23 protein-coding genes are annotated in these 24,092 nt (G+C 37.0%); 14 read left to right on the top strand and 9 right to left on the bottom strand.

Translation table 11 applies throughout. From position 1 onward, the window contains the following. Positions 1–50: 50 nt before the first annotated feature. Positions 51–968: an alpha/beta fold hydrolase gene (locus tag JML65_RS07700; protein WP_202270439.1), complete on the top strand. Its 918-nt coding sequence runs from the start codon at positions 51–53 to the stop codon at positions 966–968. Positions 969–1,192: 224 nt separating this feature from the next. Then, a complete protein-coding gene (locus JML65_RS07695; RefSeq protein WP_202270438.1) occupies positions 1,193–1,747 on the top strand; it encodes a hypothetical protein in 555 nt (184 codons plus the stop codon). Between the two features lie 61 nt (positions 1,748–1,808). Here the strand turns inward: JML65_RS07695 and JML65_RS07690 are convergent, their stop codons facing one another. The 3 genes from JML65_RS07690 to JML65_RS07680 all read right to left on the bottom strand — a co-directional run bounded on the left by JML65_RS07690 (position 1,809) and on the right by JML65_RS07680 (position 5,626). Further along, entirely contained in the window at positions 1,809–2,735 is a 927-nt protein-coding gene (locus JML65_RS07690; protein WP_047492134.1) for a malate dehydrogenase, read from the bottom strand. Positions 2,736–2,855: 120 nt separating this feature from the next. Beyond that, complete coding sequence (locus JML65_RS07685) at positions 2,856–3,407, bottom strand: biliverdin-producing heme oxygenase (RefSeq protein WP_047492131.1); 552 nt, start codon at positions 3,405–3,407, stop codon at positions 2,856–2,858. A gap of 26 nt (positions 3,408–3,433) precedes the next feature. Beyond that, positions 3,434–5,626 carry an ATP-binding protein gene (locus JML65_RS07680; RefSeq protein WP_202270437.1) on the bottom strand — a complete coding sequence of 731 codons (2,193 nt, stop codon included), beginning with the start codon at positions 5,624–5,626 and terminating at the stop codon, positions 3,434–3,436. Positions 5,627–6,006: 380 nt separating this feature from the next. Between JML65_RS07680 and JML65_RS07675 the strand changes: the two genes are divergently transcribed. The 6 genes from JML65_RS07675 to JML65_RS07650 all read left to right on the top strand — a co-directional run bounded on the left by JML65_RS07675 (position 6,007) and on the right by JML65_RS07650 (position 13,236). Then, complete coding sequence (locus tag JML65_RS07675; RefSeq protein WP_047492125.1) at positions 6,007–7,056, top strand: linear amide C-N hydrolase; 1,050 nt, start codon at positions 6,007–6,009, stop codon at positions 7,054–7,056. 202 nt (positions 7,057–7,258) lie between these two features. Then, positions 7,259–8,422 carry a porin gene (locus JML65_RS07670; RefSeq protein ID WP_202270436.1) on the top strand — a complete coding sequence of 388 codons (1,164 nt, stop codon included), beginning with the start codon at positions 7,259–7,261 and terminating at the stop codon, positions 8,420–8,422. A gap of 20 nt (positions 8,423–8,442) precedes the next feature. After that, on the top strand, positions 8,443–9,873 hold the full coding sequence (locus JML65_RS07665; protein WP_047492120.1) for an anion permease: 1,431 nt from the start codon (positions 8,443–8,445) through the stop codon (positions 9,871–9,873). A 16-nt stretch (positions 9,874–9,889) separates the two neighbouring features. Next, positions 9,890–10,546, top strand: a complete 657-nt coding sequence (locus JML65_RS07660; protein ID WP_047492118.1) for a succinate dehydrogenase cytochrome b subunit — start codon at positions 9,890–9,892, stop codon at positions 10,544–10,546. 10 nt (positions 10,547–10,556) lie between these two features. Beyond that, the gene (locus JML65_RS07655) at positions 10,557–12,473 is read left to right on the top strand and encodes a fumarate reductase/succinate dehydrogenase flavoprotein subunit (RefSeq protein WP_202270435.1); all 1,917 of its coding nucleotides are present in this window, start codon (positions 10,557–10,559) and stop codon (positions 12,471–12,473) included. Positions 12,474–12,486: 13 nt separating this feature from the next. Continuing rightward, entirely contained in the window at positions 12,487–13,236 is a 750-nt protein-coding gene (locus JML65_RS07650; RefSeq protein ID WP_047492116.1) for a succinate dehydrogenase/fumarate reductase iron-sulfur subunit, read from the top strand. 115 nt (positions 13,237–13,351) lie between these two features. On the opposite strand, the gene JML65_RS07645 is transcribed toward JML65_RS07650, so the two are convergent. Together JML65_RS07645 and JML65_RS07640 are read right to left on the bottom strand one after the other, a co-directional pair. Next, complete coding sequence (locus JML65_RS07645; protein WP_202270434.1) at positions 13,352–14,311, bottom strand: hypothetical protein; 960 nt, start codon at positions 14,309–14,311, stop codon at positions 13,352–13,354. Positions 14,312–14,369: 58 nt separating this feature from the next. Further along, complete coding sequence (locus JML65_RS07640; protein ID WP_202270433.1) at positions 14,370–15,383, bottom strand: nucleoid-associated protein; 1,014 nt, start codon at positions 15,381–15,383, stop codon at positions 14,370–14,372. A 566-nt stretch (positions 15,384–15,949) separates the two neighbouring features. Here JML65_RS07640 and JML65_RS07635 point away from each other — a divergent pair. The 3 genes from JML65_RS07635 (at position 15,950) to JML65_RS07625 (ending at position 17,138) form a co-directional block, all read left to right on the top strand. Further along, entirely contained in the window at positions 15,950–16,111 is a 162-nt protein-coding gene (locus JML65_RS07635; RefSeq protein WP_167449368.1) for a hypothetical protein, read from the top strand. Between the two features lie 12 nt (positions 16,112–16,123). Further along, positions 16,124–16,480 (top strand): hypothetical protein, encoded by a 357-nt coding sequence (locus JML65_RS07630; RefSeq protein ID WP_115918742.1) that lies wholly within the window; start codon positions 16,124–16,126, stop codon positions 16,478–16,480. 262 nt (positions 16,481–16,742) lie between these two features. Then, on the top strand, positions 16,743–17,138 hold the full coding sequence (locus tag JML65_RS07625; RefSeq protein WP_047492103.1) for a hypothetical protein: 396 nt from the start codon (positions 16,743–16,745) through the stop codon (positions 17,136–17,138). Between the two features lie 113 nt (positions 17,139–17,251). Here JML65_RS07625 and JML65_RS07620 read toward each other — a convergent pair whose 3' ends face one another. Further along, positions 17,252–17,770: a thioredoxin family protein gene (locus JML65_RS07620; protein ID WP_202270432.1), complete on the bottom strand. Its 519-nt coding sequence runs from the start codon at positions 17,768–17,770 to the stop codon at positions 17,252–17,254. A gap of 135 nt (positions 17,771–17,905) precedes the next feature. Then, complete coding sequence (locus JML65_RS07615; RefSeq protein ID WP_202270431.1) at positions 17,906–19,015, bottom strand: heparan-alpha-glucosaminide N-acetyltransferase domain-containing protein; 1,110 nt, start codon at positions 19,013–19,015, stop codon at positions 17,906–17,908. Positions 19,016–19,511: 496 nt separating this feature from the next. On the opposite strand from JML65_RS07615, the gene JML65_RS07610 reads away from it, so the two are divergent. From JML65_RS07610 to JML65_RS07600, 3 genes are all read left to right on the top strand, one after another. Then, the gene (locus tag JML65_RS07610) at positions 19,512–20,300 is read left to right on the top strand and encodes an AraC family transcriptional regulator (protein WP_202270430.1); all 789 of its coding nucleotides are present in this window, start codon (positions 19,512–19,514) and stop codon (positions 20,298–20,300) included. Positions 20,301–20,388: 88 nt separating this feature from the next. Next, positions 20,389–20,808 carry a DoxX family membrane protein gene (locus tag JML65_RS07605; protein WP_202270429.1) on the top strand — a complete coding sequence of 140 codons (420 nt, stop codon included), beginning with the start codon at positions 20,389–20,391 and terminating at the stop codon, positions 20,806–20,808. Positions 20,809–20,827: 19 nt separating this feature from the next. Then, entirely contained in the window at positions 20,828–21,181 is a 354-nt protein-coding gene (locus JML65_RS07600) for a cupin domain-containing protein (protein WP_202270428.1), read from the top strand. Positions 21,182–21,318: 137 nt separating this feature from the next. On the opposite strand, the gene dnaK is transcribed toward JML65_RS07600, so the two are convergent. Both dnaK and JML65_RS07590 read right to left on the bottom strand, forming a co-directional pair. Further along, entirely contained in the window at positions 21,319–23,220 is a 1,902-nt protein-coding gene (gene dnaK / locus JML65_RS07595) for a molecular chaperone DnaK (RefSeq protein WP_047492086.1), read from the bottom strand. A 191-nt stretch (positions 23,221–23,411) separates the two neighbouring features. Beyond that, entirely contained in the window at positions 23,412–24,065 is a 654-nt protein-coding gene (locus JML65_RS07590; protein WP_202270427.1) for a porin family protein, read from the bottom strand. Between the last annotated feature and the right edge of the window lie 27 nt (positions 24,066–24,092).

Below are 24,092 nucleotides of genomic sequence, written 5' to 3'. Positions count from 1 at the left end.
TAATTCATAAAAAAAAGTAATAAACAGGTTCTCTCAACTGTTATTAGTATATGAAAACCATCTCGCTACTTCTCTGTTTCTTCTTATCTATCATTTCTGTTTCCGCCCAAGGCAACAGTTCTGAAGGCTTTTTTGAAACCTCCGACCATATCAAAATAAAATATAAAGTCTCCGGAAAAGGAGAAGCCTGCATCTATGTTCCGGGAGGACCCGGACAGGGATATCCCTCATTTGAACTGATGGGAGGAAATAACCTTGAAAAAAACATGAAAATGATCTATATGGATCAGCGCGGCTCCGGGGGATCAGCTCAGGCAGAAGATTATCACCTTGACAAAATGATCCAGGATATTGAAGAGCTGAGACAACATATGAAACTGAACAGGGTTTTCTTACTGGCACATTCTTTTGGAGGGATTATTGCGGTGAATTATGCTAAAAAATATCCTCAATATACAAAAGGACTTATCCTAGCCAATGTCACGTTACATTTTCTCAATGATGAATCACTAAAAGAACAGATTCAATATGGAAATGAACTTCTCCACACTCCTGCCAAAGATATTTCTAAAGACAGCCTTCAGTCAGAAATTGCAAAAGTCAGCAGCTTAATGAGAAAAAAGCGTATCGGGTATAAATTTCTTACCGATGATATTGAAACCATTAAACAAATGGATAAAATAGACTCTCTTCATCCAAGGATCATCGATTTCGGGATGGCTGTGATTACAAAGCCCAAAGAATACCCTGAATATTATACGGACTACACTCTTCTTACAAAAGACATCAGAGTCCCGGTATTAATTATTACAGGAAAAAAAGATAAAGCCGTAGGAACAAAGCATTATCAAACCTTTCAGTTTCCCAATCAGAAAATAGCTTCCATTGATGGCGGACACCTGCTGTATTATGAGAAAAACCAAGAGTTTGTGAATACGATTGGAGAGTTTGTACATAGAATGAAATAAGTTATTTATTGTAAACCAGAATCAGCGCGGCCTTCGGCCGCGCTGATTCTGGTTATGGTTTCCCGTAATTAATTATTACAGTTTTTTTTTAGTTTTGAGGTGCTATAAAACAATTAGACTACTATGAGAAAAATAATTGGGAAGGCATTACTCAAAGATCTGAAATCAAATAAGATATAATGGTTCAATAGACAAACAAAGACAATCTGAAAACTTAACCTACAATGAATAAGATATTCTTAACTATTACTTTATGCATACTAGCAAGCTGCAACACTGATAAAAAAACTGAAAGATCTGAAGATTCTAAAATTACAATCCAATCTCACCCAAAAGAATCAAATTTAGAACAATTGAAAACAGAGGTATCAAGATTAAGGGGGGGAGGTTCAATTAAAACTGTTGAATTTAAAAATGGAATAGCAATAATTACCTATGTAAAAAACTATGCCGAATACAAACAATTAAACCCACAATCTAATCTAAGTGAAGATGATTTAAAAGGATACTGGTCAAGCGGAGATGCTATTCAAAAAGCACTAGTAGATGGATCGGTAAGACTAATGAAAAACCTTGATTTTATTAATGAAGTACAAATTACACTCCCGTTCCAAAATAAAGTGTATGCGATTGATGTTAAAAAAACTGAACTTGAAAAATTTATTGGAAGAGACTTTCCCCAAATCAGAAATAACTGGACAAAAAATTTTATTGATCCTTATGTTTACGATAAAAAAGGAAGAAAAGAGTTTTTCAACAAATTTAGCAAGTCTCAATAAATAGTAAACTAAAAGAACCGCAGCCTGTAGGTGCGGTTCTCATTTATGTAAAATCTAATGATTAGAATTTCAAATCTCCGTTCACTTCTCTTACTGCATTTGCAGCTTCAGCGAATTTCAATTGCTCTTCAGCAGTTAAAGTAACGTTTACGATTTTCTCTACTCCGTTTGCTCCAATGATAGCAGGAACTCCTAAGCAGATATCGTTTTGACCGTACTCACCTTCAAGCATTAAAGAACAAGGGATCATTTTCTTTTGGTCACATGCAATAGCCTGAACCATTACAGAAACAGCTGCACCTGGTGCATACCAAGCTGAAGTTCCTAATAGTTTAGTAAGCGTAGCTCCTCCTACTTTAGTTTCTTCAATTACATATTTTTGTTTTTCTTCGTCTAAGAATTCAGTTACAGGAACCCCGTTTCTTGTCGCTTTGCTCAATAATGGAAGCATACCTGTATCACTGTGAGCAGCGATTACCATTCCGTCCACATCAGAAATAGGGCTTTCTAATGCTTCAGCCAATCTGTATTTGAATCTTGCAGAATCCAAAGCACCACCCATTCCGATGATTTTGTGCTTAGGAAGACCTGAAGTTTTATGCACTAAATAAGCCATCGTATCCATTGGATTAGAAACTACGATGATGATTACTTCCGGAGAATGTTTTACTAAATTTTCAGTAACATCTTTTACGATTCCTGCGTTGATACCAATCAACTCTTCTCTTGTCATTCCAGGTTTTCTAGGAATACCTGAAGTGATCACTGCTACATGAGAACCTGCAGTTTTGCTGTAATCTCCTGTTGTACCGGTAATTTTTGTATCGAATCCGTTCAGCGACGCTGTCTGCATCAAATCCATTGCTTTACCTTCAGCAAATCCTTCTTTAATATCTACTAAAACTACTTCTGAACAGAAGTTCTTCATTGCGATGTATTCTGCACAGCTTGCTCCTACAGCGCCTGCACCTACTACAGTTACTTTCATATTGTATACTTTTTAAATTATTTATTTTTTAAGTTAAGTTTAAAATTGAAACTCCCCAAATTTAACAATTCCTGAAAAAGTGGGCAATTTTTCAGGAATTTTATTAGGTATTAAAAGAAATTAATTGACGTTCAGTAAAAACGAGTATAATTTTTTCGCGCCGGAAAGGACTTCATTGTAGTTTTCTTCACGAACTTCAGTATCCAGCACCTCCTTAAAATTCTTCCACATAGGTCCTGTATTTTCCTGATAACATCCGAAAAAATTGAAGGTAACCTCATCAAAACCCTCTGTTTTAGAAAGCTGCTTGGCGATTACGTTTCCTCCCAATGTAGAACCTTCAATTACATACATTGCTCCCAACGCTTCATGTTCATTATTAAATTCCAGATCATGGGAAACTTCCTGATTGTTCAGGGAAAGGCTTTTAAGGTCTTTTTCAATAAGAGAGAGTTTCTTTCTCTCGTTGAGTTGAAGTTTTTCCGAATATTTCTCAGAAAGACTGGTGAATATTTTATCCTCGCTGTGAAGAAGCATCAGATAATTGGTATGAATGATTTTTTTATAATCTTCTAAAGTGAAAGTTTTATTAAAAATTTTTTCAGAATTAAAAAGCTTTTCTGCTGCATCGTGATAATTGGCTGTATTCTGTTTTAAATATTCTGATACCATAATAACGTTTTAAAAGTTTCTCAAATTTAAGGCTTTTTAAACGTTAAAATGAAAGAAGTCCCTTCTTTATTGCTCTCAAAATCTACATTCCCACCAATTCTTTTCATAATCCGATGAACAATAGACAACCCTATTCCATTTCCTTTGAATTTCTTCGCATTTTCCATCCTGTTGAAAATTTTAAACATTTTATGCTTCTCCTCCTCAGGAATTCCGATACCGTTATCTGAAATTCGGTACACAATAGCAGAACCATCCTCTACCCCTTCAATCTCCACTTTTGGCTGATCTTTATGGGAAGAGTATTTTACAGCATTGTTGATAATATTTAAAAATACCTGATGAAGCATGGTTTTATCCCCCATTACATCAGGGCAGTCTTTAATGATGATTTCACTTTTCGAACTTCCATACGTCATCTTAGCATTTTCAGAAATCTTATGAATGGTATGTCCGGTTTTCAGGGTTTCAAGCTGGATCTCACTGTGCTTGGCACGGCTGAGCTGCAATACATCATGCATCATCTCCGCCATAGTATCAATTTCCTCAATGATCGTATGGATCTTCCCTTTACTTTTTTCAGAATCGTCAGCTAAATTTCCCAAAAGCATCTGTGCATTAAGCTTCATCACGGTCAGAGGAGTTCCTAAATCATGAGAGATAGTATAAGAAAAACTGTCCAGCTCTTCGTTTACTTTTTTAAGCTCATCATTCAGTCTTTTGATTGCAATATAATTTTTGTGGGAACTTTCCAGGATCAGGTCGCGGATTGCATGAACAGAACTTATATTTCGGGAATTCCATCTTTTAGAATGACCTTTTATGTTTTCTGTAAAAATCTGAAAAGAAGTTCTCGGAGAAACAATCTGTTTTTCTTCCCCATTTTGAGAAAATACCCCGATGTTCTTTTCAGGGTTTCCTGCCCAGTTAATGTGCTCATCAAATTCTTTCCGGAACCAGATCAGCATTTCTTTTTTGTCCCTGTCAATAAAATAGATAATCACGCCTGCCTCATTTTCAGACAAACCTAATTTCTCACCATAATCTTTCAGAAAACTTCGGCTTATATAAATCGTGTTTTCGCAGTTTTCAAAAGCCCATTCTACAATGGTATTGATCGTCTCATAATCCGGAGTTATTCCGTCTGTCACTATATTTTCATCCGAAATAACCACAAGACCATCAGCTTCCGGCAAATCCTTTATTTCCGTTTTATTTTCGGACAGCGAATCCAGTAGATTATTATGTTTTAAAAAATCCGTTTTAAGATGGGATAATTTCTCATTCAGTTCCAGGCGGTAATTCAGTTCATTTTTAGATTTAAAAGATGAATAGGCATTCGCGGCCAGAGCCGTAAAAATACCGGCCTGTACCCTGTCTTCAAGGTCAATATGCTTGGCCTCAATATTCTGACAGGTAACCAGCCCCCAAAGGTGATCATCAATGATAATGGAAATACTGAAACTGGAAGATACTCCCGAATTTTTAAGATACTGCCCATGAATAGGAGACATTCCCCTTGAAGCCGCAAAACTGAGATCAATATATTTCTCTGTTTTGCTTAAAAGAGGAACCGTTTCAGCATCAACATTGCTGAATATTCTTTTTCGTTTTTTAAGATAAAGCTCCCTTGCCTGCTTGGGTATATCAGATTCCGGGTAATGAAGTCCCAGAAAGCTTTCCATAGTATCCCCTTTTTTTTCTGCGATCACTTTTCCCGAACCATCCATCATAAATTTATACACCATCATCCGGTCATAATTCACAACCTTGGAAAGTGTTTCCAACAGATGATTCCAAAGCTCCTGCTGGTTATCTATAGTATAAAAATTGTCATATTTGTTGGATATCCGCTTATTGGGATTGATCAGGACTTCTTCAAATTCTAAAAAGATATACCCTCCGCTTTTAAAAACAGAAAAGTGATATTCTTTATCATCAATAAAAATCTTATCGAAATATGTTTCATTCTCCCTTCTGGTAAATTTATCCAGCGAAGTATAAATATCTGAATCAATAATGCTTTGAAAACTTTCAGGAAAGTCCGTAAGTTTTCTGTTGAAAAGTTCATCTGAACTCTCAATATTCAATATATCCAAAATATTCCTGCTGAAAAAAGTAATGGAATGGGATTCCGCATCAATGCCAATCAAATAGCCAAAACTCTGTATATAGCCTGGAATATGGATGGGTTCCTCATGGCACTCTACAAAATTCATAATATGTCTGTCAGTCAATCTATCAAAGATAGGTCTTTTTTTCTACAGCGGGAGCTGTGTGGTATCTATTTTCCTTTGTTTCAGGCTATAATCTCTATCTGTCATGCTTCTCAACTCACTACAAATCACTTTGAAACATTCTTTATTTTACCCCTGTTTTAATAAGATATCTCTAAAATATACAAAAAAAAATCTAATAATAATGTTAACCATCCATACTTCATGATTCATAACATGAATTACACATTATCAGTTAAAATAATTGTGACATTTAAACAATTTTAACTAAATTTATATCACCAAATAATGAATATGATGAAAAATTCATTGAATTATTCACAATAAATTCAATATAAAATTTAAATTCAAATAATACTATTATGAAAAAGTTCCCATTAATTTTATTTTCTCTTGTCCTTTCAATAGGATTATGGAATCCGTCTGAAGCATGTACCCGTGTAGTCTACAAAGGTCCACAAAACACTATTCTGACAGCCCGTTCTATGGACTGGCGTGATGAAATCCCAGCCAATCTGTGGGTTTTTCCAAAAGGAATAGAACATACCGGACAAACAGGGCCTAAATCTGTAAAATGGACTTCAAAATACGGAAGTATCATCAGCTCCAGCTGGGATATTGCCTCAGCAGACGGAATGAATGAAAAAGGACTGGTTGCCAATATGCTATGGCTTGGTGAATCCCAGTACCCAAAATTCGATCCTAAAGGAAATAAAAAGGGACTTGCCATTTCTTTATGGGCACAATATTATCTCGATAATTTTGCCACTGTAAAAGAAGCGGTAGAATTTTCAAAAAAGGAGCCTTTCGTTATTGTAAGCGATTATATTCCCGGAACCGAAAAATTCACCACCATACACCTTTCCATTTCTGATGCTTCAGGAGACAACGCGGTATTTGAGTATATCAATGGAAAACTGGTGATTCACCATGACCCTTCCTATACGGTGATGACCAACTCTCCGATCTTTGAGGAGCAGCTGGCCCTTAATAATTACTGGAAAGGGATTCCCGGTAACGTTATGCTTCCGGGTACCAACCGCGCTGCAGACAGATTTGTAAGAGCCTCTTATTATATCAATGCGATCCCAAGAAGTGCTGATACACGTACGGCAGTGGCCAGTGTTTTCAGTGTCATCAGAAACTGTTCTGTACCTTATGGAATTACCTCAGCAACGGAACCTAATATCTCTTCCACAAGATGGCGCTCTGTTTCGGATCAAAAGAATCTGGTTTACTATTTTGAAACCGTTTTCACTCCTAATACTTTTTGGGTAGATCTTAAAGATTTTGATCTCAGCCCAAAAGGAAAAGTAATGAAACTGGACCTGGGCAGCTTTCATACCTATAATGGGAAATCCAATACGGATTTCAAGGAATCAATACCATTCAAATTTCTGGGATTAGAATAAAAACTATCCCAAGACCATAAAATAATAAAACACTTAAGTCATTTAAGTGCTCACCTCAACACATAAGAAATACACCCCCTTTCTTCATATCAGAGGTTTGTCTATAAGACAATTACTTGATAGGTGACCATTCTCTTCCTTGGGAGATGTGGTAATTCGAAGAGTTGACAGGTGGGTTTAAACAAAAAACAAACAAAAAGATATGGCCTTTTTTTCACTCAAAAAGAGAAGCCTGTTGCTCTGCATGCTTGCCTGCTGGTTTTCAGCTCATGCGCAGATACAGGATTCTTTACAGACCAAACCACAACCGGAAGAAGATAATGTAAAATACCCGCAGCTTCAGATCAAAGGCCTTTTCCAGGCGCGTTATCTGGTAGGCATGAGCAAAGATGTGGATGTAAACGGACTTCATCACGCAGATGGTTCCGGAACCAGCAATAATTTCATGCTCAAATACATGAGAGTTCAGGTCCGGGCGCAGATCAGTAAACGTACTGAAGTTGTTGTTTTGGCCAACCTTGCAGATTTTAAAAATGATCCTAAAAGCAGGGTCCTAGAAAACGCTTATCTGAAGTATACTTTTAATCCTAAATTAGCGATTACAGTCGGACAGTTCAGACCTTGGTTCGGGATCGAGGAAACCTACCCTATCGATATTATTAAATCTTTGGACTGGTCTAATCAGTATTCTGAATTTGGAAAGCTGGGCTGGACAAGTTTCCAGATCGGAATGTCTGCAACCGGGCAGCTTCAGCTTGGAGAAGTCCCCTTCCAGTATGCCGTGTCCGTAGTGAATGGAAACGGAAAAAACCAGGTCAATGACAATGACAACGGAAAGCAGTATTCTACCCGCCTGGTCTTTGGACTGTCTAAAAAATACAATTTCAACGTAGGCCTTAATGGAGGTATTGGTGAAGTATTCAGTAAAAAAGTATATGCTTTAGGAGTTGACCTGAACTCTTTGGTACAATTTGATCCCAGATGGAGCCTTGATATGCAACTGGAAGCCAAACAAGCTACCAATCACGTTTTATACAATTCTATAGCCCCTGAAGTAAGACCTGAAAACCCGGATCAGTACCTGGTTCGCGGGGTTTACTTTCTTCCTAATCTAAGATATGAGATTAACCATAAAAACCTCAGCGCTTTTGAACTCTCATGCCGCTATGAATATCTGGATACCAACTTCAGATTGGCTTCCAACCCAAGACAGACGATCACCCCAATGGTTGGACTGGAGTTTCTGAAAAATTACGGAGCAAGAATCCAGCTGGGAGTGCAGTTTGACCGTTACAAATATCAGGTGGCAAACACCTCACAATACAACAACAATCTATTCATTGTTCAGGTACAGAGTAGATTCTAAACCTTTAAATAGTTATTATCATGAAAGAAATTAATATCAAAAATGTAGCGATTACATTTATCGTGGCATTGATTATATGGTTCATTCCTGTACCCGAAGGTGTTACTCAGGATGCATGGCACCTGTTCGCCATCTTTGCTGCAACCATTTTAGGAATTATCCTTAAAGCTGCTCCCATGGGCACAATGTGTATGATGGCTATCGCATTTACGGCCCTTACACAGGTGGTGGCTCCGGGAGATGCCGGAAAATCAATCACCAAAGCCCTTTCAGGTTTTGGAGATAAAGTGATCTGGCTGATTGGGATTTCATTCTTTATAGCCAGAGGATTTATCAAAACAGGCCTTGGAAATCGCATTGCCTTTTTATTCATCAGGGTTTTCGGAAAAAGCTCATTGGGATTAGCATATGGGTTGGGCCTTGCAGATGTTTGCCTGGCACCGGCTATTCCGAGTAATACGGCAAGAGGTGGCGGAATTATCTACCCTATTATGAAATCTATGGCCATAAGCTTCGATTCCGTTCCTGAAAAACCCGAAACCCATAGAAAATTAGGTTCTTTTTTAACGCTGAACAGCTACTATATGAACCTCATCGCTTCTTCCATGTTTCTGACAGGTACGGCCAGTAATCCGATGTGTCAGAAATTTGCAGCCAACCTGGGCATTGATATTACCTGGATGTCCTGGGCAGCAGCCGGTTTCTTGCCTGGTGCCGTAGCATTCTTTGTCGTTCCTTTGGTTTTATACAAATTATATCCGCCGGAATTGAAAAAAACAGGAGATGCCCCGAAAATGGCTGCTCAGAAATTAAAAGAAATGGGACCTATCTCCCGAAACGAATGGCTGATGCTGCTGGCGTTCTTCATCCTTTTAGCGCTTTGGATATTTGGGGGAACCTTATCTATTGATGCTACTACAACAGCATTTATTGGATTAACTCTCTTGTTATTGACCTCAGTTCTGACATGGGAAGATGTAAAAGGGGAAAAAGGAGCCTGGGATACTATTGTCTGGTTTGCTGTGCTGGTAATGATGGCAAGTTCTTTGAATGAATTAGGCTTTATCGGATGGTTCAGTGACCTTATCAAAATGAAAATCGGAGGTCTCAGCTGGCAGGTAGCCTTTCCTGTCATTATCGTTGTGTATTTTTTCAGTCACTATATTTTTGCCAGTGCTACAGCTCACGTTGCAGCGATGTATGCTGCATTACTGGGAGTAGGTGTTTCTTTGGGAATTCCACCCATGTTACTTGCCATGATGCTTGGTTTCTTAGGTTCAATCTATGGTGTACTTACACATTACGGACACGGCCCTGCTCCGGTATTCTTCGGAAGCGGATATGTAGACCTGAAAGTCTGGTGGCTCAGAGGTCTCGAAATAGGGATTGTATTATTAATTATCTACATGGTTGTAGGAGGATTATGGATGAAAGTTTTAGGATATTATTAATTATAAAATCAAATTTATGTTATCAACATTGTTAAGAAAAATGCTGATGTGTCTTACGGGACTGTTTCTGGGATTCTTTCTGCTGATTCATTTTCTGGGAAATCTCCAACTGTTCCTTCCTCAGGAGCAGGCACATCTTCAGTTTAATGCCTATTCCCATTTTTTATCCGGAAATATCATTATCAAAATAGTGTCTTACGTTTTATATGCCAGTATTATTCTGCATGCCGTAGACGGATTGGTGATCACTCTAAAGAATAGAAAATCAGGAGGAGACTACCGGAATGACAGACGTGGAAGAGCCAGCCAATGGGCTTCCCGGAATATGGGAATCCTGGGAACATTGATTTTAATCTTCCTGGTGATTCATTTTCAAAACTTCTGGTATGTCTACAAATTCGGAAATCCACCTTTGGACGAGAATGGAAATAAAGACCTGTATATTCTGGTGGTTACAGTTTTTAAAGAGTGGTGGTATGTGCTCATTTATGTAGCATCTATGATTGCACTCTGCTATCACCTGATTCATGGAATACACAGTGCGGTAAGAACTCTGGGATTGTATCACCCTAAATTTGTAAAGTGGTTCAAGACCATTGGAATTGCTTATTCAATCATTATCAGCTTAGGTTTTGCCCTGATGCCGGTTTATGTATTCTTTACTTATCATTAAAACCCCCGTTATGATTTTAGATTCAAAAATACCACAAGGCCCATTAGAACAAAAATGGGATTATTATAAAAAGAAAGCCAGACTTGTAAACCCTGCCAACCGTAAAAAACTGGACGTGATTGTGGTGGGAACAGGATTGGCAGGAAGTTCTATTGCTGCATCTTTGGGAGAAATGGGATATAATGTCAAGTCATTCTGTTTTCAGGACAGTCCGAGAAGAGCTCACTCCGTAGCTGCACAGGGAGGGGTAAATGCCGCCAAAAATTATAAAAATGACGGTGACAGTGTTTACAGAATGTTTGTAGACACCCTGAAAGGAGGAGACTTCAGGGCCCGTGAAGCCAATGTTTACCGTATGGCTGAATGTTCTTTAAACCTCATCGATCAGGCCGTAGCACAAGGCGTTCCTTTTGGACGTGAGTATGGAGGCTATCTCAACAACCGTTCATTTGGTGGTGTTCAGGTGAGCCGGACATTCTACGCCAGAGGGCAAACCGGACAGCAGTTGCTTTTAGGAGCCTACCAGGCTTTAATGAGACAGGTTGGAAAAGGTTCTGTAGAACTTTTTTCAAGACATGAAATGCTCGATTTGGTGACTATTGACGGCAAAGCAAGAGGAATCATCGTAAGGAATTTAGATACCGGAGCAATTGAAAGACATGCAGCCCATGCTGTAGTACTGGCAACAGGAGGTTACGGAAAGATCTACTACCTTTCTACATTGGCTATGGGATGCAATGGCTCTGCCATCTGGAGAGCTCATAAAAAAGGAGCATTAATGGCTTCTCCAAGCTGGATTCAGGTGCACCCTACTTCCCTTCCGCAATCCGGAGATTACCAGTCTAAATTAACCCTGATGTCCGAGTCTCTGCGTAACGACGGGAGAATCTGGGTCCCTGCTAAACTGGATGAAAACAGACAGCCTAACGATATTCCTGAAAACGAAAGGGATTATTATCTGGAAAGAAGATATCCCGCATTTGGAAATTTGGCGCCAAGAGATATTTCCTCCCGTGCTGCAAAAGAAAGAATCGATGCAGGATATGGGATCGGACCGTTAAAGAATGCTGTTTATCTTGATTTTTCAAAGGCTATTAAGGAACAGGGAAAAGATAAGATTAAAGAGAAATACGGAAATTTATTCGATATGTATCTTAAAATAACAGGATATGACGCATATAAAGAACCGATGATGATTTCTCCGTCTGCTCACTTTTCAATGGGAGGCCTTTGGGTAGACTATGAGCTGATGACTACCGTTCCGGGACTTTTTGCATTGGGAGAAGCCAATTTTGCAGATCATGGCGCCAATCGTTTAGGAGCAAACTCCCTTTTACAGGCTTCTGTAGATGGATACTTTATTGCTCCTTATACCATTGCCAATTACCTGGCAGATGAGATTCATACCGGAAAAATATCCCCGAATACGCCTGAGTTTGAACAGGCCGAAAATGCAGTTAAGAACCAGATTCGGGACCTGATCAATATCAAAGGAACCAAAACCGTAGATCATTTCCATAAAACATTAGGAAAATTATTATATGACTATTGCGGACTGGCAAGAAATGAGGAAGGTCTGAAATATGCCATCGAGGAGATCAGAAAACTGAAACAGGAATTCTATAAAGAAGTAAAAGTTTCCGGACAGGGAGATCAAATGAATTCCGAACTTGAAAAAGCAGGCCGTGTTGCTGATTATTTTGAGATTGGCGAGCTTATGTGTTATGATGCATTAACCCGTAATGAATCCTGTGGTGCTCATTTCCGGGAAGAATTTCAAACACCGGATGGTGAAGCATTGAGAAACGATTCAGAATATCAGTTTATCTCTGCATGGGCTTGGGCAGGCGAAAACAAAGAACCTGAACTGATCAAAGAGCCCCTGATATTCGAAGAAATACAGCCAACGGTAAGAAGCTACAAATAAAAAACAAAAAATTATGGATTTACACCTTAAGATATGGAGACAGAAAGACAGACAAAGTGAAGGAAAACTGGTTAATTATGACCTGAAAGGATTAAATTCTCACATGTCTTTCTTAGAAATGCTTGATACGTTAAATGAAAAACTGATCACTGAAGGAGATGAGCCCGTAGAATTCGACCACGACTGCCGTGAAGGGATCTGCGGACAGTGCGGAATGATGATTAATGGTATCGCTCATGGCCCTTTAAAAAATACGACTACATGCCAGCTTCACCTGCGATCTTTTAAAGATGGGGAAACAATCTTGATAGAGCCTTTCCGGGCAGGCGCTTTTCCAGTGAAGAAAGATTTAAAGGTAGACCGTTCCGCTTTCGACAGAATTATTTCTTCAGGAGGTTTCGTTTCTGTGAATACCGGTCAGGCTCCTGATGCCACGGCCATTCCGGTTACCCATCAGACTGCTGAAGAATCTTTTGACTCTGCAGCCTGTATCGGGTGTGGTGCTTGTGTGGCAACCTGTAAAAATGGAAGTGCCGCTTTATTTACCTCAGCAAAAATTACCCATATGGCTCTGCTTCCTCAGGGAAAAGAGGAAAGAAGCAAACGGGTATTGGATATGGTAGCCCAGATGGACAGCGAATTATTCGGACATTGTTCCAATACAGAAGCCTGTGAAGTAGAATGTCCACAGGGAATTTCTGTACTCAATATCGCCAGAATGAATTTTGAATACAACAGGTCGCTGTTTTTTCAGAAAAAATAAGTGAACAAAAAAATCATCATAAAAAGAGCGGATTTGTCCATTACAAATCCGCTCTTTTTTATCTTTAGATTGAACATGGGTTTTCCAGGTTCAATATGCTGTAGTATTCCTTTATTTAAACTCTGGGAATCGTAATTGTACCCGGATCATTCTCATCATATAAGATCTCAACAGCACCTTGTTTGGGAATTGAGGAAAGGTCCAGAAGTCTGATCACCTTTTTATAGACCGCAATATGTTCTTTTCCCCTAAAATCCTTAAAACTGACCTGAAACATAATCTGCGGCTGGTCATTAACTGTCAGCCCCGTCTGATTCACACTGATAATCTGTGCTTCGGCACTTCTTCCCACAAAGAGGATACGTTCTTCTTTTTTGTTCTTAAAAAACTTCCCTATAATCAGCTGAAAAACCAATACATAAATAAGGGTCATCACTCCACTGAAAATAATAGGATGCATAAAAGTGAGAAACTGCCAGCCAAAATCAAAGGATTCCCGCCTATAGAAATAAGAGTACAGACCGATAATATAAGCGATTAACAATATGATAAATACTATTCTTAAAACCATTCCCGATGCATTGAAACTAACCTTTTGATCACTTAAAATGAAGTAAGGTTCCTGTGAAACATTAGGATTCAACAATACCTTCACATGATTTCCTACATCAAACCTTTTTTCCTGTGGCTTGGAATCATGAAACATCATCTCATGTTCAATCATGGTATTCCTAAGGTTGGGAAATGAAAGAACAATCTGAATAGCATTCATATTGGTTTTCGGAAAGTATTTTAAAAGCTGGTAACGCATCACCTTAGCCTCTCTGGGAATACCATTTCTCAGAATGGAATGAATGGTGTTCCTCTGCTTAAAAGTTTTAATGAAAAGAGTATTAATGAAGAATACGAGAATATATCCCCATAGTAATAAAGAAAGACCGAGATATCCATAGCTCACCGCTAATGAATTTCTCGGTCCTGTTGCGACTTCCTCCGTCACCATATAAATGAAAATCGGAAAAGGTACGCAGAAGAAAAAGAGGAAAGCTCCCCAGAAAACGATCATAAATTTCATAACTGCTATTTTGTAATCAGCAATAAAGTTATGATATTATTTAATGAATTGATTTCTATTATACTTCTTTTTCAAAATAAAGTCTGTAGTATTTTCCTTTATCATCCTCTCCTGTTTCAATTTTCTGTCTGTCCCCGTGGATATAGATATGGAAATTTTTATCAAGTTTAATAATGCTTTTGAAATGTCTCTGAGTTTTCTTTACAGCGGCTTCACTGATGGGGAATTCCTCAGCAATATTCACCTGCATATCCTGCTCATAATCTGTTTTAAAATTCACAAAACTTTCAATGACGTGTTCGTCTCCCAATACTTCACTGGCAAACTCATCCAGCTTAAACTCTTCTTTCTCCTTAAAGAAATTAATAGATTTATTAAGGAAATCTGCCTGATCAGCCTTAGAAACTTCAAATTCCTGTGGAAGTTGCTTGGTGATATAATCTTTATAAACCATCAACGCTTCCTGAGTATGGAAATATTCATCATCGCGCTGCTTTACTTTCAGGAAATCTTCAAACCAGTAATACATATCTCCGTTTTTGTTGTTGTCAACTACCGAAAGTACATAGCCTGTATTTTTATCATTATTATAGATTAAAGCTGCCTTATCAATTTTGGATAAGCCGATTCCCTGATCTTTTTCAATATCAAATGTTTCTTCTATAGGATTAATTTTCAGGAAAGATTCTCTTTTTTCGGTTTTAAAGATTCCTATCTTATCCACTCTGTCCGGACGGTCACTTTCATCTTCAAAAAGTACAATAAACAGCTCTCCACTTTGAACTCTAGGGTTCTCCGCTGCTTCGAAAAGGTGTTTTGCAATATTTTCAGATTCCCATATAAATTTGGCCTTATCTTCAAAAATTTCAGAAACCGCACTGTAAACCGGATTGTTTACCAGATAGGTATCACTGTAAAAATGAAAAGTTTCTTCTGATTTGAATGATCCTAAAAAGTAATCTTCAAGCAATTCTGCCATTCCTTCCTCCAGCTTCAGTTCCTCCTGGGAAAGCGTTAAGGAATCTCCATTGATTTTATTTCCGACTCTGTGTACTATAATTTTTGAAAACATCTTCTGAATATTTGGACTGCAAAGATATTCATTCTATTCTTTCCATCATATAGATACACCTGTGTAAAATTGTCACAAAAATGGGTCAAAAAAATGGCCGATCAAAACAGCAACAAACTGACAACCAAACAAATACCCACTCCACCATTTCAATCAAATTTACAAAATAAAAATTAAAACACTGATTATCAATAAATTGAATTATTGAATTTGTGTCCTTTCTAAAATTTTAGTCAAAAAATACTTTTCCAGAAAACTTTTTATGACAAATTGCAAAATCCTTCTGAAACAAGTAATTATAGAATTTATCAAGGTTTCTGTGATTCAGTACTTTAGAATTGAACAAACATCGATGGAAGAAACAACTCTAATTTTTGAATTCATCAAAAATAAAATTTCACTTTAGAAAATTTATTTCATTTTGATAAAATCCTTATCATTTTGACATGCTTTTTCAATTCCAAAAGCTCGATAAAACCAATATAACAAACTGTATTACAATCAAATAAACACAATAAAACCCCAAAGGAACAGTCTTGGCATCATTAGTTTCAAAACATACAAAAATGGACTTAAAAACATTAAACAGAATAGACAAGTTGAGAAGATTAAAAAGCAGAGGACCAAAAACTCCGAAATGGCTGAAACCCTATCATCTGCTTTTCTTTGCTTTTTTAACCGTTTTTATTTTTGGTGCTATCATCAAAATACTGGAACAAAATCATTAAAATCATAATAATATGAACTATTTACAGGCTGCACAGGAAATCACAGAACTCGTTCCCGACTTTGAACGTGAATTGAAAGAGGAGAAAAATCAAAATCCTTATGCTATAGTCCGGGCTTTCACCGAACGTATTAAAAATATGATCCGCCAGAATGACAGAAATCTGTTGCTGAGGAGTTTACAAAAGATGGACAAAATGTACAGCGATGGAGATACAGTCCTAAAAAATGCGATTGAGCATACTTTTATCTATTCTCTGGACAATTTTACAGCATTCTGCAGTGAAGAATATAAAAAAATGATCTTTAGTCATATTTCCATAGACCTACAAAAGATCTATTCAAGACAAATTTACAGTCACGGGATATAAGTTTATTACATTTTTGACCCGTTTCATTACAAAGTGTTTAAATTAAACAAAAATCAAAATAACTCACAATCAATAGATTATGAAAAATAAAATAAGAAAAATTTCAGATTGGAAAACCTGGAAAACCACGACTAACAAACATAATTCCGAGATATTACTCACTCACATTGCTGTGATCGTAAGTGTTTTCATTTTTGCAGCATGTTTATAAATTTTGGTATACATTTCGCTGCAATACTAAGTGTTTGAAAAATTCTAAATTATGATGAAAGTACAAATGCAAACTATTAATCAAAAAATAGCTGTTGAATACTTAAAATTTTTCTATCCGCCCCTTCGCAGGGAAATCACACAGTTATCTGTTCAGGATAATTTTGCAGGAATCATGCAGGCTACCGTTAATTACCTGAAGGGTCTTTTGCAAGAATCGAAGATCAGCATTATAGCTCACCACATCAAACTTATGGACGGGCTTTACAGGAATGGAAATTCTTATGTAAGAACGATGATCGAAAATATCTTCATCAGGTCTTTTGAGAGCTTTAAAAAGCATGCTAAAATCCAGCATTGGAAGCTTCTTTACCGTTATATGCCCGTAAGTTTCCAGATCATCTATACTGAACAGCAAAAACAGGATCAGATCTACTTTGGTAAATAAAATAGTTTAATTTGAAAAGACTCCCCGGACAACTTTAGTTGTTCGGGGAGTTATATTTTATGGAAATTAGGGAAGGAACATAAAAAATCCCAGGCGTCTAACCCGGGATTTTTCTAATTATCTTTTTTAGTAAAAACATTCTCAATGATCTGAAGTTCTTCTTTACTCAGTTTTGAGCTTTTCTTCAGTTTTGCACTAAAAATGGCAACTTCCTCAGGGGTAGAGGGTGACCCCAGATTTTGTTTCTTGGCATCAAAAGAATCGGCAAGCACTTCTCCTTTAGGATTTAAGATCAGCCAGAAAGGAAGTCCGGCATTCTCTCCTTTGTATTTGTTCATCAGCTCCTGTCCGCCCGGATTTTCCAGTGCTTTCTTTTCTCCTCTTTCCTGAACATCTACATATGCAGTAACAAAATTCTTTTCAAAAATAGGTTTGGTTTCCGGAAGGTTCATATTTTTCTCCATAACTTTACACCACTTGCACCATGAAGCATGAAACACCAGCAATACATTTTTATGGCTTACTTTAGCTTCTTTAAGCGCTTTGTCTAATACGATACCTGCCTTCTCCTGTGCCAGACCTAACTGAAAGAACAGTAAGGCTGCCACCACAATAATTTTAGAATATTTCATTAATACTTTTGTTTTTTATCTACACGAATGTAAGTATTTTACAAGAAATATGATAATCACATTATTGTATTTCTTGTAAAATATTAATATCCGGTGTGGTATCCCTTTTTTCCGAAACCCAATAAGCATTCAGTATTATTTCAGAGCGGTTTCATCCATTGATGCTCTTCTAAAGAGAACTAATGTTTTCTTCTTTCTTAGTATATCTAATGAAATCTGAACAGCAAATGTGAGGACAATATAAAACAGGATCAGTACAAGCACATACCCAATTCCATGTTGTCTATACCCGAAGATACCTTTACCCCAGGAAATTAATATCCATTGTATCATATACATTGATGTTAGATTTTTACTGCAGTATTTTAAAATTCTGATCGCATTATTTTCTTTCGTATGTAAGGTGATCCTAAAAATAAGCCACAGAAAAACTAATGTCCATCCTGCAAAATAAATAACACCTCCGGGTCCCATGTGATAAAAACCATTGTAGTGGTATTTACCGTATAAGAAAACCAAAGGAGCCCCAATGGCTATAAACAACAGTCCCACATATAGCATATTTCTAAACAGCTGCCTGCTGTTATGATTAAGTTCCAGAAACCATTTACCGAAAAACATCCCGATAATAATAAAAGACATCCATGGGAAAACAGGAAAATAAACATAGGCAGGATAATCATTATTAAAAAGAAGGTCTAAAACATAATTAATAACAGGATAATCCATATTGATTCCACTTACTTCCCGGGATACAAGCGCTACCAATAATCCTATCGCAAGAATTACATATTTATTTTTGACATATTCTCTGATAAAGCCTACGAATAATAAGGACATCCCGGCTAACTGTAAAATATCCCCCAGCAGTACCAGGTACACATATTGTTGTTCTATGGGAGCGTGCCAGCCATATTTTTGGATAAAATTATCCGGAGCAAAATTAAAAATCACAGGAATCATAAACTTCATGAAATTCATAAAAAGGCCTGCAAATACGAGTAAAACCCCGCGCTTTAATGCACTCTTAAGGCTTTGATGGCTCGACGTCATAAACGTTATTCCCATACAGATCAGAAAGATGGAAGTTCCTCTTCCCAAAAACACAATAAAACTTCCAATAACCGACTCTGATTGTGATTTTACATTTGCAAATATGAGTAAGGTATGTATAATCACCATTCCTATAACACTCATTCCTTTTATTAAATCCAGTGCCAGGATCCTTTTGCTTTGTTGTTCCATAATTTTTTTAGTTTTTAAAGCGTAAGCTGCATTTCACATAGGGAATTACACTTTTTAAGTATGCCCGGCAGCCATTTTTGTAGTAATTTTAAAATTTTGTTAGTTTATTTTTTTGATAACAAATAATCTACTTGTTCATGAATTCCTTATTTCACAGGGATTGTATGCCATTTCTATTTTTTTATATTAATATTTTTTATTTATTCTAAATAAAAACAAATATATAAATTAAACGTAGATAATTGATTTCATTATTATGATTTTCATCAAAAACATGAAAAACACTGAATATCAAATAATTAAATACATAAAAAAAAATACTACAACATCTTTTACGGCTCCAACTGAAGTTTCAACAGCTATAAAAGCAACTTAGCTATTTCATGAAAAAGTTTAAAAAATAATGGGTATATATGATCTTTACATGAGCAATTTTGTAATTTAGTCTGAGCTAAACCAAAGACTGAAAATCAGAAGTTATCGATATATTCCTATTATGATTGAAATAAAAAAATATTCACATCAGGCGGGACATCCTGAGCCAAGACGGGTTATAAAATATACACTCTTCTGGTGCCAAAGCGGAAGTGCAGAAATTCTGATTGATGAAAACATCTTTATCCTGAAAGCCGGACAGACCATCACGATTACTTCCGGACAGTTCCACCAGCTCATGATGGCAGAAGGAGAACTGACTGTCCTGGAATTTACTCTGGATTTTTTCAGTAAAAGTGACCGTGATATTGAACTTATTTTCCACAACGGTCTTTTTTGTCATTTTGGAATGAATGAAATGATCAGTATTCAGCATCCATCTTTTTTTACAGAAACCCTCAGCCGGATTGAAAAAGAAATTGAAGAAAAGCCCTATCAATATCTGATCTCCACCCACTCCTTAATTGAACTATTATTAGTAGAAATCAACCGCAGTAAAATTGCCAACGGAGATGAAATCTGGAAACCCGACGCTTTGTTTTTAAAATTCCTTGAAAGCGTACGGAATCATTTTGCTGACAATTATCCGGTATCTCGTTTTGCCGATCTATTAGGGACTACTGAAGCTAAACTGAATGAGGTTTCAAAACTGCATACCCATAAAACGGCACAGAATGTCATCTACAGCCTTGTTATTTCCGAAGCGAAAAGACTTTTACTTTATGAAAAGTTGAGTGTAAAGGAAATTGCTTACCAGCTTGGGTTTAATGATCCTTTTTATTTTTCCAATTTCTTTAAAAAGCATACTTCTCACTCTCCAAAAGACTATCAGAAAGCAGTGAAAAACTAAAATATTATATGCTTTTCCCGGAATTCTCTATTCTTTAGAAGGTCTCTTTCCCTGAACTTTGTACTTATAATTAAGACTTAAAATAAGTATGAAAACTCAACAGGACATAGCCGTCTTTTCATTAAGAATAGCATTAGCCGCAGGATTTTTATCGGCGACAGCAAGCAGATTAAACCTTTGGGGATCTCAATCTTCCGGCTGGAAAAACTTTGTACACTATACCGCAGAAACCAATTCTTTTTTACCTCAGTCTCTTGCGCCGGGCATTGCAGTATTATCCACAGTTGCCGAAGTATTGATCGGGATCTTACTTCTTGTAGGATACCGTATCAAGAAAGTTGCCTTTTGTGCATCTATACTCACCCTATTATTTGCTGTTGCCATGAGTATTTCCTTTGGACTTAAAGAACCCCTGGATTATTCGGTTTTTGTTTTCAGTACCGGGGCATTCCTGCTAAGCACTTTCTCCCATTACAAATGGACCTTAGAACAATTTCTACCTCAATAACAATTTAAAATGTAATATTATGAACACAAACATTCACGATTATATCGTAAAAACAGAACAGAAAGAATGGCAACCTCTCATTGAAAAAGGAATTCATTACGAAGGTATTTTCGTAAAATCGCTGAAATTTGATCCGGAGAAAAACCGCTCTACCACTATTCTTTTAAAATTTGAACCCGGAGCAAGTTATCCTTATCACAATCACCCTGCCGGAGAAGAGCTTTTCATCTTAAAAGGAAGTGCCCATATAGCGGGTGCCCATTTGGAAAAAGGAGATTATCTATATACTCCGCCTACTTTTAAGCATTCCGTGACCTCTGAAAATGGCTGTACGATTCTCTTTATTGTTCCTGAAGAAGTTGAAATTCTTTAAATCTGATTATTTACGCAGCCCTTGTAAAATAAATTTACACATTAAGACCTTTATTATCAATCATAAAAAACCGCAGCAAACAATGTTTACTGCGGTTTTTATTTATAAATAGATGTTCGTATTTCTTACTACATCGATTATTTTACTTCTTCGAAGTCTGCATCCTGTACATCTTCACCTCCTGCATTGCTACCTCCAGGGTTTTGAGCTCCTGCTCCTGCATCAGCACCCGGTTGTTGACCTGCTGCATACAATTCTTCAGAAGCGGCCATCCATGCTGCATCTAAAGCTTCAGTTTTAGCTTTTACATCATCAACATTTTTAGCTTCGAAAGCTGTTTTCAATTCTGTGTGAGCTGCTTCAATAGCTGCTTTTTTGTCAGCAGAAAGCTTTTCACCGAATTCTTTCAACTGCTTTTCAGTCTGGAAGATCAATCCGTCAGCTTTGTTGAAAATTTCAACTTCTTCTTTTTTCTTAGCATCCGCTGCAGAGTTCTCCTGAGCTTCTTTTTTCATTCTTTCAATTTCCTCGTCAGAAAGACCTGAAGAAGCTTGAATTTTGATTGTTTGCTCTTTACCTGTACCTTTATCTTTAGCAGATACACTTAAGATACCGTTTGCATCAATATCGAAAGTTACTTCAATTTGAGGAACTCCTCTTGGTGCTGGTGGAATATCTGTAAGATCAAATCTACCGATTTCTTTGTTGTCGTTGAACATAGATCTTTCTCCCTGTCCTACTCTGATGCTTACAGCTGGCTGATTGTCAGAAGCTGTAGAGAATACCTCAGATTTTTTAGTTGGGATTGTCGTATTCGCTTCAATTAATTTAGTGAATACAGAACCCATAGTTTCGATACCTAAAGAAAGTGGAGTAACGTCAAGAAGTAATACGTCTTTTACGTCTCCTGTCAATACACCTCCCTGGATAGCTGCACCAATTGCTACAACCTCATCCGGGTTAACACCTTTAGAAGGTTTTTTACCGAAGAATTTTTCTACTTCTTCCTGGATAATCGGGATTCTTGTAGAACCTCCTACCAAGATTACTTCGTCAATATCAGAAGTTGATAAACCTGCATCTTTTAATGCTTTAGCAACCGGTTCCATAGATCTTCTTACCAAATCAGCAGATAATTGCTCAAATTTAGCTTTAGTTAAAGATTTCACTAAGTGTTTAGGACCTGTAGCTGTAGCTGTAATATATGGTAAGTTGATTTCAGTCTGAGCAGAAGAAGATAATTCAACTTTTGCTTTTTCAGCAGCTTCTTTCAATCTTTGAAGAGCAATAGCATCTGTTTTTAAATCTACACCTTCTTCAGCTTTGAACTCATCAGCCATCCAGTTGATGATCACATCATCAAAGTCATCACCTCCTAAGTGAGTATCTCCGTTTGTAGATAATACTTCAAATACACCATCTCCCAAATCAAGGATAGAGATATCGAAAGTACCACCTCCAAGGTCATATACTGCGATTTTTTGATCTTTATGGTTTTTATCAAGACCGTATGCTAACGCTGCAGCTGTAGGTTCGTTGATAATTCTTTCTACTTTAAGACCTGCAATTTCACCAGCTTCTTTAGTAGCCTGTCTTTGCGCGTCATTGAAGTATGCAGGAACAGTAATTACCGCTCTTGTTACTTCTTGTCCAAGGTAGTCCTCAGCAGTTTTCTTCATTTTCTGAAGAGTCATTGCAGAAATTTCCTGTGGAGTATATTCTCTATCGTCAATTTTTACTTTTACCGTATCGTTTGGTCCGCTTACTACTTCATATGGTACTCTTGAGATTTCTTTAGCATCTTCTTTAAAGTGAGTTCCGATAAATCTTTTGATAGAGTATACAGTTTTCTTTGGATTCGTTACAGCCTGTCTTTTTGCAGGATCACCTACTTTTCTTTCACCATCTTCTGTAAATGCTACAATAGAAGGTGTTGTTCTTTTACCTTCTGCATTTGGGATAACAACAGGGTCTTTACCCTCCATAACAGCAACACAAGAGTTGGTTGTTCCTAAGTCAATTCCAATTATTTTACTCATAATATTTTATTTTTTCTAATTTTTAAGTTTAATTTACACTCTCAATTTCTCAATATCTGTACCATTCAAAGATTTGTGACAAAATGACACAATAAAAATAAAAACCCCGTTACATCGAGGTTTTCTATAGATTAATATGGAAATTTTTTCAGATAATCAGCAGACAATAGCCTGCATTCGTGCGGGAAAATTTAAAAAACATAGCCTACAGATATTCCAAGATTGGAATTATATATTTTAGGGGCATCCTGAAAATTCAAAGAATTGGAAGCATATACTGCAGTGCTTTTATAAATTTTTGTCATTCCAAAGTAATATCCCACTGAGGCCAGATAATGTTTTGCGAAAATATACTGTGCTTTTACTTTTATTCCGGCATCAAATTGCTGCATATTATCCGGTTTTTGTTTCGTTGTCCCATTGATGCTCTGGTTATATTCAAGTTCCTTGTTGATTAAAATCCCAATTTCCGGTCCTAAAGAAACAGAAAGGTCATTTATCGGATGATAACTGAACAATACGGGCAGTCTCAGATAATCTGCTTTTAATTTCCCACTTAATGAAAATGAGGAAGGGTTCATATCATTGATCTTATGAGGAATATTGGCATTAAAATCTGATCCCATCTGTGAATAGGCCAGTTCTACATCGATAGAAATTTTATCAGACAGATAATTCCAGATAAAACCACCGGCGTGAAATCCTGTTCTGGAAGAGAAACCTTCTGCATCAGAGCCTGAAAGACTGCTGATATTTACTCCTGCAAAAAGACCGTATCTCTGTTTTTGCTGGGCATTCATTAACCCCACAGAAAGTAATACACTCAGTACAATTGTTTTTTTCATGATATTTGGTTATTAGAAAATAAAAAT

This window comes from Chryseobacterium sp. KMC2 (genome assembly GCF_016756935.1).
GTDB lineage: Bacteria > Bacteroidota > Bacteroidia > Flavobacteriales > Weeksellaceae > Chryseobacterium > Chryseobacterium rhizosphaerae.
The sequence above is the reverse complement of the archived record's forward strand: the minus strand, read 5'-3'. Positions and strand labels throughout refer to the sequence as shown.